This is a genomic window from Candidatus Eisenbacteria bacterium (assembly GCA_016930695.1).
GTDB lineage: Bacteria > Orphanbacterota > Orphanbacteria > Orphanbacterales > Orphanbacteraceae > JAFGGD01.
The window spans coordinates 56,238-71,472 of record JAFGGD010000041.1 but is presented as its reverse complement, the minus strand read 5'-3'; the positions used below and the strand labels follow the sequence as shown (position 1 = coordinate 71,472).

The window sequence follows — 15,235 nt, the reverse complement described above, 5'->3', positions numbered from 1 at the left end:
ACCGACAACCCGAAAGCCCTCCTCCGGGGTTGGCGCGGCGGGCCGGCTGTGGTACCCATTGTAATGCGTCCGAACGGGCGAGGGAGGAGAACGCGGATGAGGACGAGAACCGGAGGCCGGATGGCGCGCGGGGCGGCGGCGCTCCTGCTCGCGTCGTTGTTCCTCTCCTGTGGAGGGGGGGAGAAGGCGCCTTTGCGCGGCGCCGTGCTGATTCTGATCGACACCTGCCGATACGACGACGTGGGCGCCCGAACCGAGGCGGGGCCGGTCACGCCGAACCTGGACGCCTTCACGGAGAGGGCGGTCCGTTTCACCCGCGCCTCATCGCCCGCTCCCTGGACCCTCCCCTCCGTCGCGTCGCTGCTCACCGGCCTCTATCCCACGTCGCACGGAGCCGCCGGCCGTTATCCGGAGTTCTCCCGGCTGCGCGACGAGGTGACCACCCTGCCGGAGAGGCTCCGCGCGGCCGGCTTCCGCACGGCGGCCTTCGTCAACGTCGCCTTCCTCGACCCGGTGCTCGGCCTCGACCGGGGCTTCGACCTCTACGATTACGTCCCCGGCGCGAACCTCACCATCCGCCGCGCCGGCGAGACATTCGACGAGGCGATCCGCTGGCTGGACGAGAACCGGGAGGAGCCCTTCTTCCTGCTGATTCATCTGTTCGATCCGCACATGGACTTCGACCCGCCCGAGCCTTTCCGAACCCGTTTTCTGGAAACCTATGACTGGGAGATGGAGCCCCCCTTCACCGGCGTGGAGCGCTGGAAGAAGGAGAGGATGGTTACGCCGGAGATCCGCGACTTCGCCCGCACGCTCTATCGCGCCGAAATCGCCGCCGTGGACGAGGGGTGCGGACGCTTCTTCGAATGGATGGACGGCGCCGGCCTGATGGATGAAACGGTGGTGGTGGTGACCGCCGATCACGGCGAGGAGTTCTGGGATCACGGTCGCTTCGAGCACGGGCACAGCCTCTACGAGGAACTGCTCCATGTGCCGCTCCTTCTCCGCGCCGGAAACCGCTTCAAGCCCGCCGAGGTGGACCGGCGGGTCGGCCTCGTGGACGTGATGCCCACCCTTCTCGATGTTCTCGGCGAGGAGGACGGGGGGGAGGGGGACCTGGACGGCGAGTCGTTGGCGCCGCTGATCGAGGGGAAGGCGCCCGACGGGCCGCGCTACCGCTTCGCCGAATCGCTCCTCTACGGACAGGAGTGGAAGGCGGTGATCGGCGAACGGTACAAGTTTTCCTACAACGAGGAGCAGCGGAGGATGGCCCTCTTCGACCTCCTCATCGACCCCGGCGAGAAGCAGGATCTCGCCGAGACCGACGAAGAAATCGTGAAGGAGATGGCGGATCTCCTTCTCGCCTGGTTTCGGGGACAGCTCGAGAGAACCGGCGGATCGCTCCGGGGAGGCGAGGTGGTGGACATGGAGGAGGAAGTGGTGGAGAAGCTCCGGTCCCTCGGGTATATACGCTGAGCCTGTTCGAGAGGGTACGTCGATGCGCCCACGGCGCGCACGGATGATCGCCGCGGTTCACGCCGCGGCGTTTTTCTTCCTGATTGGGTGCGGTGAGAGTGATCGGGACGGGTTCCCGATCCGAATCGAACCGGCCGGGACGAACCGTCTCTTTCTCTGCGGCGAAGAGGTCGCCAGAGGCGCCACGATCGAAGCGGCGCCGGGGGGCGCGCTCCGAATCGACGGCCGCCTTTTCGATCCTGCGTGGGGATGCGTGGAGGGATCCCCCGGCGCGAAGGAGGCGGAGAGGCTCTACGGGGCCGTTCCATCCGTGTCGGCAGCCTCGGCGTCGGGAACGCCTCTCCCGGAGGCGGCGGAGCGCTTCCGAGCTCGGGTCCGGCGAATCCGCGCGGAGGCGTCTCGGGCTTGGCTTGGCGCGATCGGTCGAGGCGCGACGCCGGAGGAAGCGGCGGCCGCGGCGATCCGATCGATCGGGGAGGAAGAGCGCGCGCTCCTCGACGGGGAACCTTCGATGAGTCCCTCCGGCATTCTCTCGATTCGTTTCCAGGGGCGCCCGCCCGAGCTGTGGGTCCTCCGATCCGCCGCCGACCGCCCCGCGATCGTGGAGGCGCGGGCGAGGGATTTCGCGGCCCGTCTCGTCCGCTTTCTGGAAGGTCCCTCTCCGCGGGCGGTTCTTCTCGGTGAGGGCGTTCTCTGGCTCGAGGGGAAGGAGGCGGAGGAGGCGGTCCGGCGAATGGAAGAGGGCGGTCCCGCCGGCGCTCGGCCCGAATGACGAGCGCGAAAAAACCGCTCCCTCGCGGAAGCGGTTTTTCATTCTCGAAGACTCTATCGGGCGGCGATCAGCGCTTCGTCAGCTCCGGCAGGTGTTCTTCCACCCAAGCGTCCACCTCGGCGTGGAGATCCTCCAGGTCACCGTTGTTCGGGATGGTGTAGTTGGCGAGGGCGGTCGCCTTGGAGACGCCGAAACTCTTCTCCTCCCGGGCGTCGTGGCGATGGAGATCCTCCATCGTCTTGGGATCCCTCTCGGTTCCCCGCACCCGCGCCCGTTCGAGGCGGGTATCGTCGTCGCTCACCTTCACGTGGATCAGCATGAAGTCCGGTCCGTAGTGGTCCTGCAGCTCCTTGACGTCCACATAGGTGCGGATACCGGTGACCACGATGAGCGGCGCGTCGAGGGCGTCCGCCTTCTCGATGACCCGCCGGATGAACCAGTCCGTTCCGTGCTTCGCGAAAATGCCCTTGGAGATATCGTTCAGGTTGCCGCGGGTCGGCTCGATCCCCCGCTCCTTCGCGATCCCGCGCACCATGTCGCCGATGGAAATAATCGGCACGCGGTAGCGCTCCGCGATGATCTTGAGGACCGTGTCCTTGCCCGCCCCGTTTTTCCCGATCGTGCCGATGATCTTCTTCGCCATGATCGCCTTGCGATGGGATGAATCGTACCGGAGTCCCGCCTCTGTCGATCGCATTGTATCACCCCTTCCCTTGCCGGCGCAAAGTGTTCGAGGGCGCCGTCCCTCCCCCCGCCGTTCCGATGATCGGCCGGTCCGCCCGTACGCTTGATTCACCGGTTATTCCACCCAGGTGATTATCGCGGGCGGAAGGACGTCTTCATGAAAAGGCCCGCCCGTCTCCGCGGCGCTCGCGCCTCCGGAGGCGGCGGAATGGACCCGATAGTAAAGATCTTGATCGTGCCGGGCGTCCGGATCGGAAAGGACGATTTCGTGCTCCGTGACGAGCGCCGGATCGAGTGCGCTCCAGGAGCCGAGGGCGGCGGTGGCGCCGAACTCGATGCGGGTGTCGGCCGCGACATTGGTGGTCCAACGGATCGCGACGGCGAAGTCCTCCGGCGTTCCCACGGATTCCGCCCGAAGGTCCGTGATTTCCACCAGCACGGGATCCCCCGCCTCGCCGCTGTAGGAGAAGGTGACCAGTCCGGAGGCCGTGGCGGTCGGTGCGGGGGAGACGATCTCCTCGGCCCCGTCCGGCGCCGGCATCCCGCTCCGGCGTACCCAGACCGTGCCGTCCAAGGCGAAGACCCGGTAGGTTTGCCCCGCGTCGAGGTTGCACACGGTGTGGACGCCGGTGGTGTCCTCCGGGCTCAGGTGGTAGCTCACCGAGTCGATGCCGTCCGTCGACTCGCGGCCGAAGAGGATCACCCTCTCGTTCACGATTTCGGCGCCCACCATGTTCTCCGTGTCGATCCGCCTCGTCTCCGGCATGGACGACGCCGACTCGTCGCAGGGGTAGAGCACGTTCAGAAAGACATCCGACAACGCCGGATCGGTCGCCTCCACCTCGATGCGGCCCCAGCCGATGGTCATTCGCTCGATGTAGTCCTCGTTGTACTCGTGGCCGGAGAGCCAATCCCCCCAGTAGAAGTTCTGTCCCTCGGTCGGATCGTAGCGGCCGTTTCCGTCGAAACCGCCGATCCAGTAGGCGAAACCGTCATCGTCGCGGTTCCTCCCGCCGATCTTGCGGACCGTCCTCTGTTCGGGCAAGAGCACCTTGAGGAAGAGGCTTCCGCGTGAGTACAGGTCGCTCGCGTCGGTGACCTTCACGAGGCTCGCGCCCGGATAGTCCCGGATTCCCGCTTCGGCGTTCCCCATGCGCAGCGTTCCCGAGCCCCCGTCCAACACGGAGGGATCGGAGGCGACGTGAAGGTTCCACACCTTGACGAAATCGGCGTCGGTGGAAACCACCCGGTCCATCACCACGAAGTAGTCCGGACGCAGAAAGACGAACTCGCGGGTGATGTGACTCAGCTTGTTCGGGTGGAAGGGTATGTCCCGACTCTCGGCGAGCGCTTCCTGGTTGTAGGCGTTGTGGAGATCCGCCTGACAATAGGTGTAGCTGTCGTTCGTCTCGAAGGCGAGCATCTTGCCCGGGTGGAAGGTGGAGTCGGCGAGGACCTCCTCCAGGTTGGGCGCGCTCCGCGGGAGGATCTGGCCGCCGTCGTTGGCGATCGGCCCGTTCGAGGGATCGCTGGCGCCCCAGTAAAACTCCTCGCCGGGATCATAGATCGACACGGTGTTGTGCGCCGTGGAGCGGTGGTAATAGTTGATCGCGTGGGAGCCGCCGGCGGTGGAGCGGTACTGCCCGTAGAAACCGCTGTCGAGGGCGAGGTCCCCCTTTCGATGGATGGTGAAGGCGCCCGCGTCCTGGTGTTGGTGGCCGTAGAGGTAGAGACCCGCTTCGAAGCAGGCCCAGGTGGCGTCGTTGTCTCCCAGGCCGGTGGTCATGTAGACGTGGTCCATCCCGTCGGCGCCGAGGCGAACCGCCTTGGGCGAGGTCGACGGGCTATAGGTCGGCACGGTCGGGTCGTACCAGAGGGCGAGGCTCCAGAGGGCGCAGTTCTTCTCGTCCGAGATGCTCCGCCCGAGGATGTCCTCCCAGTAATCCCAGGTGAAGTCCTGGTTGTACGGGTCGCGGGCGCGGGCGGCGATGATCGCCACGTTCTTGTACTTGTCGCTCCAGACAGGCGTGACCGTGTCCTGGTTCGGCTCGAGCACGCCCCGGTGGGGGACGTCGGAGTAGACGATCCATTTCCCCCATTCCTCGGCCCATTTGCCGGTGAGCGCCCAACCGTCCATGCCGGTCGCCGCCGTGAACGCCTCGATGGTCCAGGAGCGGTCGAACTGCAGGATCGTTTCATAACCGGGGCCGGTGGCGCCCACGCCGCCCATCAATTCGAGGGCGGGGGCGAAGTAGTCCTCGATGTACCCGCAGGTCGCCTGATACTCGGCGGTGTAGGCGCCGCCGTCGACGACGGAACCGGCGAAGGCGAGGGAACGGAAAAGATAGACCAGCGTGTAGTAGGTCGTGTTGTCCCGCCAGGTCTGGCCGTCCGCGACGGAGGTGACGGGATTCCCCGCCTTGGCGGCGATGGCCTGCACGTCCGAAGAGGAGAGCTTTTCCCAGATCCAGTCGACCGCCATGGCGTACTCGGCGGCGTAGGAGCCGGTCCCCCAGTTGGCCGAGGAGAGAAGCGCGCTCCGCGTGAAGCTCCAGTAGGTCTCCTCGTCGAAGCCGCCTCCCTGGTAGCCCTCCTCATTCCATTGCTTGTGAATCTTATAGACCAGTGCGTAGTCCGGCAGGTAGACGCTCTTCGTCTTCCCCGCGCCGATCCGGCTGTCGGCGAACTGTTTCAGTTTCTCGTAGAAGGCGCGGTGGGTCCCCCCCTCCTTGCAGCGGTCCGCGATCTCGTCGATCTCGGATCCGGTGAAGAAAACACGCGGGTGGTTGGGGGGCAGGTTGTAGGCCGATGCCGCTCCGACGGCGAGGAGGATCGTGAGTGTCGTGAGAAGGAGCGGCGCGTAAGAGAGATTTCTTCGCATGGGTACCCTCGTGCGGGGGAAGAGCGCTCGGGAGGATCTCCTTAGGGTTCCTACTAAGGATCGGCAGAAACCGGATTGGGATTGAGCCTTCCGTGTATTCTCAAGGTGTTGTTAAAAGGGAAGTTGCGGTGAACGATTCGCCGCGCCGCGCCCCCCCTCCACTTGCAATGTGCCCCGTTCGCGCCGGGATGTCCACCGTGGAGTGCCGCGCGGCGTCCCCCCGGAGGGAGGCGCTCTTCCCCTCGTGCGCATGGCGGTCACGGTGTATGCTGCTGCCGTGCTCATCGAGGGCCCCTCCTCGTCCGATACGTCGAGAGGACGGCCGGTGCCGGGGGGCTTTCCCGTGGCGATCGGATCGACGGGTAGGATTTTCGGTCTTGCGGAGGACGGGATGAAGCGAGCGCCTTTCTTCCTCGTGTTGGCGATCGCAGCGATTCTATACGGATGGTTGCTCGGCGTCCGGTGGATCACGCCGGACGAAGGAGCCCATCTGATGGACGGCCGGCGCATCCTGCTCGACCATGTTCCCGTCGTGGATTACGCCGCCCGGATGCCGCTTTACTGTTACATCCTCGCCGCCTCCCAAGCCGTTTTCGGTCATACCCTTTTCGCAGGAAGGATCGTCCCTCTTTTGGCGACGCTGCTGGCGGGCGCGCTGGTGTATCGGATCGCCGGTCGGGCGGGTGGCGAAGGAACGGGAACGCTCGGAGCGATCCTCCTCCTCTTCTCGCCGCTCACCATCCATTACGCGACGGTGGTGCAGACCCAACCGCTGGTGATGGTTTTCTCCCTTCTCGCCGTGGCGGCGGCGATACGGGGCGGGCCGCTCTTGTTCTTCGCCGCCGGCCTTTCCATCGGTTGCGCGTTTTATGTTCGGGAATCGGCGCTGGCGGCGCTTCTCGCGCTGGCGCTCTTCTCTCTCCTCTATGGGGGGAAGCGGGGTCTTCTCCGCGAGCTGTTCCCCCTCCTCGGGGGCTTCGCGACGCTCACCGCGCTTGTCGCGCTCTTCTATCTGCGCTTCATGAGCCCGGCCGAGTGGTGGTGGTCCCGACTGAACCCTCTCGCCATGCCGATGGAGGCGGCGCGGGGGGTTTTCACCGCCGCGAGCGAGGCGGTGTCCGCACCCGCGTACGCCGCGGGTCTCTCGGGGATCCGTTCCGGACATTCCCGCCCGCCGAGCGTGGAATATCTCGTCGTCGGATTCCGTTTCCTTCTCCTGCCGATCCTGGCCGGAGTCGCCGGAGCGGTCCGAGGGGTCCGGCCCGTCGGGGAAGGAGAAGGAGAAGGGGAAGAGGGGGGTGTGCGCCGCGTGGTTCGTGTCGCCGCTCTCTGGCTCTTCACCGTCGCCCTCTTCTATCTGTATTGGTTCCTGGTTCGCGGTTTCTACCCCGGTTACTTCCGTGAGTTCGAGCCGCCTCTCGCCGTCTTGGGGGCGATCGGGGTCTCGCGCGCCTTCCGCGAGGCGCCTCCGCCCACGTCGGCGGTCGTCTTCGCCGCCGCGTCGGTAACCGGCGCGCTCTTGATCCAAGGAGAAGTCCTCCCCTTTTGGATCGAGGACTACACCCTCGCCCTCGCGTCGGCGGTCGGTTTCTTCTTTCTCTCGATCCGCGGCGATCTCGGCCGGGGTCGGTGGGCGGCCGCGGCGGCGGGCGCCGCGTTCATCCTCTTTCTCTTCTTTCTCCTTCGTCGCCCGCCGGATGGGGCGCTCCGAATCGGGCCGTACGCGGGGCTTCTTACCGGTCTCCTCTTCCTCGGCGGCGCATGGATCGTCGCGCGCACCCTCGATGTCCGGCGGGTGGGCGCTCGGCTGCTCCTCGCCCTCGCCCTCTTCGGACTGGTTTACTCGGCGGTCTATGCGCGGAACAGAGGAGGCGTCCGGTTCCACGCCGAGTGGTCTCCGGCCGTGGTCGAGCGGGTCGGGCGGGAAGTGGCGGATCATTCCGACTGGGGCGAGACGGTTCTCTCCGGCGCGGTGATCTGGGAGTATCTCGCCGACAGGCGTCCCTTCCACGGCATCGATCATCCCCTCTCCCTGCAGAGCCAGGAACCGTACAATGAGCGGCACCTCGAGGTGTTCGAGATCTTCCGCAGGAAACCTCCCGCGGTGGTGGTGATCGACGGGCAGACCGAGAAGACCTATTTCCGCGCCCCCGGCCTCGAAGCGTTGATCCGGTCGACCTGGGCGCAGACCCTGCGGATCGACGGCCCCACTCCCGTCGAGGTGTGGGTCCGGCCGCCCGATGCGGATCCTCCCGCCCCGTCCTCACTTTCCGGGGCGACCGAGACCCCCGGCACAAGATAGAATGTGATAATGTATTGTAAGACAAGGAATTAAAGATTGACTTCCTCCTTGTGTCCGGTTGACTTTTTCCCGCGGTTGGGCTATCATCAGGCTCTCTTTGGAGTGTGATTAGGTATACGATTGGAGCCAGAGGGGAATGAAAGAGAACCGAGTCACCATTAAGATTCCGCGTCCGCTTTACCGCAGGGTCAGCCAGGTGGTGCAGGGATCGGGTTTCAGTTCGCCGACGGACTTCATCGTTTTCGTGCTGCGGGACCTTTTGGGAGAGAAGGGAGTGTTTGAAGAACCGGAGGAATTCTCCCCGGAGGAGTTGCGCAGCATCCGCAGAAAACTCAAGAACCTGGGTTATTTGGATTAGCCCCCCGGACAATCGAGGAACGAGGATATGGCACAGATACGCGCGCACGGAGGCAGATTGGTCAATCGGATCGCCGAGGGGAAAGAACGGGAGTCCCTCCTGGAGAAGGTCGGTTCCCTTCCGCGAATCCAGCTGAACGAACGGGAGGTCTCGGACCTGGAGATGATCGCCATCGGGGCGATGAGCCCCCTCGAGGGTTTCATGACCCGCGAAGACTACATCTCCGTGCTCGACCTGAAACGATTCGCGAAGGGTCTCCCCTGGACCATCCCGGTGGTTTTAGCGGTGAAAGAGGGGGACGGCGACGCATACCGGGAGGGGGAGAAGATCGCCCTCGTCGGCACGGGGGGCGAGGTGCTCGGCGTCCTCGACCTGGAGGAGAAGTACCGCGTCGACAAACTACAGGAGGCGGAGAAGATCCTCCTCACGAGCGATGAGTCGCATCCCGGCGTGCAGTACCTCCAGTCGATCACGGACACCTACCTCGGAGGGCCGATCACCCTGCTTCAGCGGCCCAAGCATAAACGCTTCGAAAATTTCCGCCTCGATCCGATCGAGACGCGGGTGCTCTTCAAGGCGAAAGGTTGGGAGACGGTGGTCGCCTTCCAGACGCGGAACCCGATCCACCGCGCCCACGAATATCTACAGAAATGCGCCCTCGAGATCGTGGACGGCCTCTTGGTCCACCCCCTCGTCGGCGCGACGCGCAGCGAGGACATTCCGGCGGAGGTGCGCATGGATTGCTACCAGGCGCTCTTCGAGAACTACTACCCCTCCACCCGGACCGCCCTTTCCATCTTCCCGGCGGCGATGCGTTACGCCGGTCCGAGGGAAGCGGTCTTCCACGCCTTGGTCCGCAAGAACTACGGCTGCTCCCATTTCATCGTCGGCCGGGACCACGCCGGGGTGGGCTCCTTCTATGGAACGTACGACGCCCATTACATCTTCCGGGATTTCGATCGCTACGAGATCGACATCACCCCGATGTTCTTCGACCACGCCTTCTTCTGCAAAAAGTGCGGTAACATGGCGTCGTCCAAGACCTGCCCCCACGGCAGCGAAGACCACGTCTTCCTGAGCGGCACGAAAGTGCGGGAGATGCTCGGCCGCGGCGAGAGGCCGCCGGTGGAGTTCACCCGTCCCGAAGTCGCCGAGATCCTGATGAACCACTACCAGAATCGCGACAAGGAGCAGAACGCATGAGTCGTTTGGCCATGATCGGTTTGGACTGCGCGGCGCCCCAGCTCGTGTTCGAACGTTGGCGGGACGATTTGCCGAACCTGCGCTCGTTGATGGACGACGGCGTGTACGGCAAGCTGCGCTCCACCATCCCGCCCATCACCGTGCCCGCCTGGACCTCGATGATGACCTCGCAGGATCCGGGCCAGCTCGGTTTCTACGGTTTCCGGAATCGGGCGAGCTACGATTACAAGGATCTGTTCTTCGCCAACGCCAAGTACGTGAAGGCGAAAACGGTCTGGAACTACCTTTCCCGGCAACGCCTGAACTCGCTCGTTTTCGGCGTCCCCCAGACCTATCCGCCCAAGCCGCTCAAGGGGGTGATGGTCTCCAGCTTCCTCACGCCGAGCAAGGAAGTTCAGTGGACCCACCCGCGCGAGGCGGCCTCCGAGGTCGACCAGGCGGCGGGCGGCGATTACATGATCGACGTGAAGGACTTCCGCACCGACGACAAGGACTGGCTCCTCGATCAGATCCACGAGATGACCCGGCGCCGTTTCTCCGCGTTCCGTCACTTCGTCCGCAAAAAAGAGTTCGATTTCATGGCGATGGTGGAGATGGGGATCGACCGGATGCATCACGGCTTCTGGCGCTACTTCGACGAGGAGCACCGTCTCTACGAGCCAGGCCACAAGTACGAGCACGCCATCCGCGACTACTACAAGCTCGTGGACGAGGAGATCGGCCTTCTTCTGGACGACCTTCCGCGGGACACGTCGGTGATGGTCACCTCCGACCACGGCGCCCGCAGGATGGACGGCGCGATCTGCGTCAACGAGTGGCTGATCCGCGAGGGTCTTTTGACTCTCAAAGAAACGCCCACGGAGCCGACCCGCCTCACGCCGGACATGGTGAACTGGTCCAAGACGAAGGCCTGGGGCGAGGGCGGATACTATTCGCGCATCTTCCTGAACGTGGAGGGGCGCGAGCCGAAGGGGAAGATCCCCTCGGCCGACTACGACGCCTTCCGCGACGAGCTGAAGGCGAAGATCGAGGCGATCCCCGACGAGAAGGGGAACCCGATCGGCACCACCGTCTACAAGCCGGAGGACATCTACCGCGTGGTGAACGGCATCGCGCCCGACCTGATCGTCTTCTTCGGCGATCTCGCCTGGCGGTCCGCCGGCTCGGTGGGGACCGGCGCGGTGCACATTTTCGAGAACGACACCGGACCGGACGACGCGAATCACGACTGGGACGGGATCTTCATCTGGGACCATCCCGCCAAGGTGGACGTGAAGAAGAAGGATCCCTATTCGATTTACGACATCGCGCCGACGATTCTCCGGTTTTTCAACGTGGACATCCCGGAGCACATGATCGGAGAACCTCTCTTTTAGAACCGGGGATTCCTGCCGATCCGTGGTCCCTGGGGAGGGACCCATTCGATCGCACGGAGGAGGAACGCACGCATGAGTTCGCAAAAAGGCTTCACTCTTTGGTTTACCGGCCTTTCCGGGTCGGGAAAGACGACGATCGCCCGCGCGGTGGAGGAGATCCTCCTCGAGCGCGGCCTGAACGTGGAAGTGCTCGACGGAGACGTGATCCGCACGAACCTCTGCAAGGGTCTGGGGTTCTCCAAGGAGGACCGGGACGAGAACATCAAACGAATCGGCTTCGTTTGCAACCTGCTCAGCCGCAACGGCGTGGTCGCCATCGCCTCGGCCATCAGCCCCTATCGCGACATCCGCGACTACAACCGGGAGATGATCGGCCGTTTCGTCGAGGTCTACGCGAAGTGCCCCCTCGACGTGCTCGAGGAGCGGGACGTGAAGGGCCTCTACAAGAAGGCCCGAGCCGGTGAAATCAAAGGATTTACGGGTGTAGATGACCCCTACGAGGAGCCCCTCAAGCCGGAGGTCCTGGTGGAGACCGACAAAGAGGACCTTGAGGAGAGCGTGCAAAAGGTGATCCGAACGCTCGAACTGATGGGCTACATTCCCGGCGCCGACGCCTCGGAGGAGTACTCCGCCGAGGAGGAGGAAAAAATCAAGCAGCGCCTCCGCGATCTCGGCTATATCTAGGGAATAGAGGAGGATCACCCTCTTGGCTCTCGCTTTCTGGAAAAAGAAGCGTTCGGGGCCGAAGGCGTGCGTTTTCGGCATCGACGGGCTGCCTCAGACGTTGCTCGCGAGGCTGATGGACGGCGACGTGATGCCCCGGGCGAAGGAAATCTTCGGCGACGGGAACCTGCGGAAAATGCGGGTCACCCTGCCGGAGGTATCCGCCGTGAGCTGGCCCAGCTTCATGGCCGGCGCGGACCCGGGCACCCACGGCATCTACGGCTTCACCGAGTTCGAACCGGGCGGATACGGCGTCCGGTTCCCCAGCTTCCCGAGCATGAAGACGTCCACCCTCTGGGATCGGCTCGGTGAGAAAGGGCTCCGCTCGGTGGTGGTGAACCAACCCTCCACCTATCCGGCACGGGAGATCCCGGGCGTGTTGATCGCCGGTTTCGTGGCGATCGATATGCGGAAGGCGGTGTACCCGGCGTTCCTGGCGAAAAAGCTGGAGCAGCTCGACTACGAGATCGACGTCGACTCCCAGCGCGGCGGGAAGGATCCGGACTTCCTCTTTCGGGAACTCACGAGCACCCTCCGGGGGAGGGAGCGGGTATTGGACTATCTCTGGGACCGGGAGGAGTGGGACCTTTTCGAGATCGTGGTCACCGGCACGGACAGGCTTCAGCATTTCCAGTACGCGGCGGTCGAGGATCCGGGCCATCCCCATCACGGCCGCGCCATGGAGTACTACGGCAAGGTGGACGCCTTCCTCGGGAAAGTGTTCGACCGCTACGCGGAAACGACCGGCGGTCCCGAGGGATTCATCGCCCTCTCGGACCACGGATTCACCCTGATCCGTCGCGAGTTCTATCTCAATGCCTGGCTGGCGCGGGAGGGGTATCTCTCCTTCGCCAAGGAGCGGCCCGAGTCTTTCGCCGACGCCGCTCCCTCGTCGCGCGCCTTCGGGCTCGACCCGACACGGATCTACCTGCACCGGAAGGACCGTTTTCCGAAGGGGTGCGTCGATCCGGCGGAAATCCCGGCGATCTGCGAGGAGATCCGATCGAAGGCGATGGCCCTCGAGTTCGAGGGGGAGAAGGTGTTTCAGGGCGCCTTCCGTCCCGAAGAGATCTACTCGGGCCCCCAGACGGCGCACGCGCCGGACCTGGTCCTCCTCGCCAACGACGGTTATGACGTAAAAGGATGGATGCGGACCGGAGACGTGTTCGGCCGCTCCCATTTCACCGGCATGCACAACTGGGACGACGCCTTTCTCTGGACCACCGAGACCATGCCCGAGGGGTTCGACATCACCTCGGTCGCCGGCGTGATCGAGAGAAGGCTGACGGGAGGAGGCGACTAAGTAGTGAAACGCAGACCCCGGTTCCTATCGACATCGTTCCTCTGGGCGCTGGCGGCGCTCGCCGCGGCCGCGCCGGCGCACGCCTACATCGGCCCCGGAGCGGGGTTCGCTTTCCTCTCCTCCTTCGCGGTCGTTTTCGTCACCTTCCTGCTGGCGATCCTGTCGATCCTGATCTGGCCGATCCGTCTCGTGATCCGCGTGATCCGCCGGCGCGGCCGTTCCATCGCCAAGACCGACGTGGACCGCGTGGTGATCCTCGGCCTCGACGGCCTCGATCCGGGGCTGGCGAAGAGATGGATGGACGAGGGGCTTCTCCCCAACTTTTCCCGTCTCGCCGAGAGGGGGAGTTTCCGCCCGCTGCAGTCCTCCTGGCCGAGCATGTCGCCGGTGGCCTGGTCCAGTTTCGCCACCGGCAACGACGCGTCGCGGCACAACGTTTTCGACTTCCTCGGCCGGGACGCCAAAAACTACCTGGTCGATCTCTCGTCGGTGAAGATCACCAACCCGGATCGGCATATCAAGATCGGCAAGTACCGCATTCCTCTCGGCAAGCCGGTGATCCGGCTGATGCAGAAGTCGAGCACCTTCTGGAAGGTCCTCGGCGATCACGGCATCTTCTCGCACATTCTCCGGGTGCCCATCACCTTCCCGCCGGTCAAGTTCAACGGCGCCGTGCTCTCGGCGATGTGCGTCCCCGACCTGAAGGGGACGCAGGGATCGTTCTGCTTCTTCACCACCGACCCCTCGAAGGTGGGGAAGGCGATCAGCGGCGAGAGGCATCTGATGGAGAGGAAGGGGAACGAGGTCCGCGGTTTCGTGCCCGGCCCCGAGAACAGCATGACCGCGGGCGGCGGCGAGATGCGCGTTCCCTGGCGCGCCGTGATCGATGACGCGAAGGGGGAGGTCCATTTCCATCTGCCGGACCAAGACTTCCGCCTGAAGGTCGGCTCGTACTCCGAGTGGATCCGCCTCACCTTCAAGCCGGGGCTCGGCGTGAAGGTGCGCGGCATGGTCCGTTTCCGCGTCCAGTCGCTGAAACCGTACGTGGACATCTACCTCACGCCGACCAACATCGATCCCGAGAGCCCGGCCATGCCGATCTCCCAGCCCCTTTTCTACTCGGTCTATCTCGCCAAGCTGTTCGGACCGTACGCCACCCTCGGCCTCGCCGAGGACACCTGGGCGCTGAACGAGAAGGTGATCGACGAGGAGGCGTTCCTGGAGCAGACCTGGCTGATCCACGAGGAGCGGGAGAAGCAGTTCTTCCACGCCCTGAGCCGCGCCAAACGGGGAATGGTCGCCTGCGTGTTCGACGCCACCGACCGGATCCAGCATATGTTCTTCCGGTACATGACCGACGGCCATCCCGCCAACCGGGGCCGTGACGACGTGGAGAAATACCGGCACACGATCCGGGACCTCTACGTGCGGATGGACGAGCTTCTCGGCCGGACGTTGGCGAAATGCGACGACACCCGCACGGTGCTCCTGGTCATGTCCGACCACGGCTTCACCCACTTCAGCCGCGGCATGAACCTGAACACCTGGCTGATCGAGAACGGCTACATGGCGCTGAAGAACGGCGACAAGACATCGGGCGAGTGGTTCCAGGGCGTGGACTGGTCCAAGACCCGCGCCTACTCCTTCGGCCTCGCCGGCCTCTACCTCAACATCAAGGACCGCGAGGGGCAGGGGATCGTGGAGCCGAAGGAAGCGGGAGCGCTCCGCCGGGAGATCGCCGATCGGATGACCGGCCTGATGGACGAGGAGAAAGGAATCGTCGCCGTCAACAAGGCCATCCCCATGGAGGACCTCTTCGACGGTCCCTACAAGGACAACGCGCCGGACGTGATCGTCGGGTTCGCCAAGGGCTACCGGCAGAGCTGGGAGGCCGCGGTGGGCCAGGCGACGGAATCGGTGTTCCTGGATAACGTGAAGAACTGGAGCGGCGACCACTGCATCGACGCGCGGGAGGTCCCGGGCGTTCTCTTCAGCAGCCGCCGCCTCGCCGCCGCCGATCCCGCGATCATGGACGTGGGACCGTCGGTGCTCGACCTTTTCGGAATCGACACCCCCCGTTATATGAAAGGCCGGTCTTTCTACCGCGCTCGCCCGGAAGAGCGGGACGGCGGACGGAGCCGGCGGGAGGACTGAGAG

Annotated in this window: 11 protein-coding genes; 9 read left to right on the top strand and 2 right to left on the bottom strand. The window is 64.5% G+C overall.

Annotated elements, in window-relative coordinates; all coding sequences use genetic code 11:
* Window positions 1-96 precede the first annotated feature (96 nt).
* Together JW958_10040 and JW958_10035 are read left to right on the top strand one after the other, a co-directional pair.
* Window positions 97-1,476, top strand: coding sequence for a sulfatase (locus JW958_10040; protein MBN1826598.1), 1,380 nt, complete (start codon window positions 97-99; stop codon window positions 1,474-1,476).
* A gap of 22 nt (window positions 1,477-1,498) precedes the next feature.
* The gene (locus JW958_10035; GenBank protein ID MBN1826597.1) at window positions 1,499-2,248 is read left to right on the top strand and encodes a hypothetical protein; all 750 of its coding nucleotides are present in this window, start codon (window positions 1,499-1,501) and stop codon (window positions 2,246-2,248) included.
* 67 nt (window positions 2,249-2,315) lie between these two features.
* On the opposite strand, the gene JW958_10030 is transcribed toward JW958_10035, so the two are convergent.
* Entirely contained in the window at window positions 2,316-2,945 is a 630-nt protein-coding gene (locus JW958_10030; GenBank protein ID MBN1826596.1) for an AAA family ATPase, read from the bottom strand.
* 102 nt (window positions 2,946-3,047) lie between these two features.
* Entirely contained in the window at window positions 3,048-5,813 is a 2,766-nt protein-coding gene (locus JW958_10025) for a heparinase II/III family protein (protein MBN1826595.1), read from the bottom strand.
* Between the two features lie 391 nt (window positions 5,814-6,204).
* Here JW958_10025 and JW958_10020 point away from each other — a divergent pair, with 391 nt between their 5' ends.
* The 7 genes from JW958_10020 to JW958_09990 all read left to right on the top strand — a co-directional run bounded on the left by JW958_10020 (window position 6,205) and on the right by JW958_09990 (window position 15,232).
* Window positions 6,205-8,115 (top strand): glycosyltransferase family 39 protein, encoded by a 1,911-nt coding sequence (locus JW958_10020; protein MBN1826594.1) that lies wholly within the window; start codon window positions 6,205-6,207, stop codon window positions 8,113-8,115.
* Window positions 8,116-8,251: 136 nt separating this feature from the next.
* Window positions 8,252-8,473: a CopG family transcriptional regulator gene (locus tag JW958_10015; GenBank protein ID MBN1826593.1), complete on the top strand. Its 222-nt coding sequence runs from the start codon at window positions 8,252-8,254 to the stop codon at window positions 8,471-8,473.
* A 27-nt stretch (window positions 8,474-8,500) separates the two neighbouring features.
* The gene (gene sat / locus JW958_10010) at window positions 8,501-9,676 is read left to right on the top strand and encodes a sulfate adenylyltransferase (protein MBN1826592.1); all 1,176 of its coding nucleotides are present in this window, start codon (window positions 8,501-8,503) and stop codon (window positions 9,674-9,676) included.
* Window positions 9,673-11,052, top strand: coding sequence for an alkaline phosphatase family protein (locus JW958_10005; GenBank protein ID MBN1826591.1), 1,380 nt, complete (start codon window positions 9,673-9,675; stop codon window positions 11,050-11,052). The genes sat and JW958_10005 overlap by 4 nt, the downstream gene beginning before the upstream one ends.
* 72 nt (window positions 11,053-11,124) lie before the next feature.
* Entirely contained in the window at window positions 11,125-11,736 is a 612-nt protein-coding gene (cysC, locus tag JW958_10000; GenBank protein MBN1826590.1) for an adenylyl-sulfate kinase, read from the top strand.
* Between the two features lie 22 nt (window positions 11,737-11,758).
* Window positions 11,759-13,078, top strand: a complete 1,320-nt coding sequence (locus tag JW958_09995; protein MBN1826589.1) for an alkaline phosphatase family protein — start codon at window positions 11,759-11,761, stop codon at window positions 13,076-13,078.
* A 3-nt stretch (window positions 13,079-13,081) separates the two neighbouring features.
* Window positions 13,082-15,232 carry an alkaline phosphatase family protein gene (locus tag JW958_09990; GenBank protein ID MBN1826588.1) on the top strand — a complete coding sequence of 717 codons (2,151 nt, stop codon included), beginning with the start codon at window positions 13,082-13,084 and terminating at the stop codon, window positions 15,230-15,232.
* Window positions 15,233-15,235: the final 3 nt, after the last annotated feature.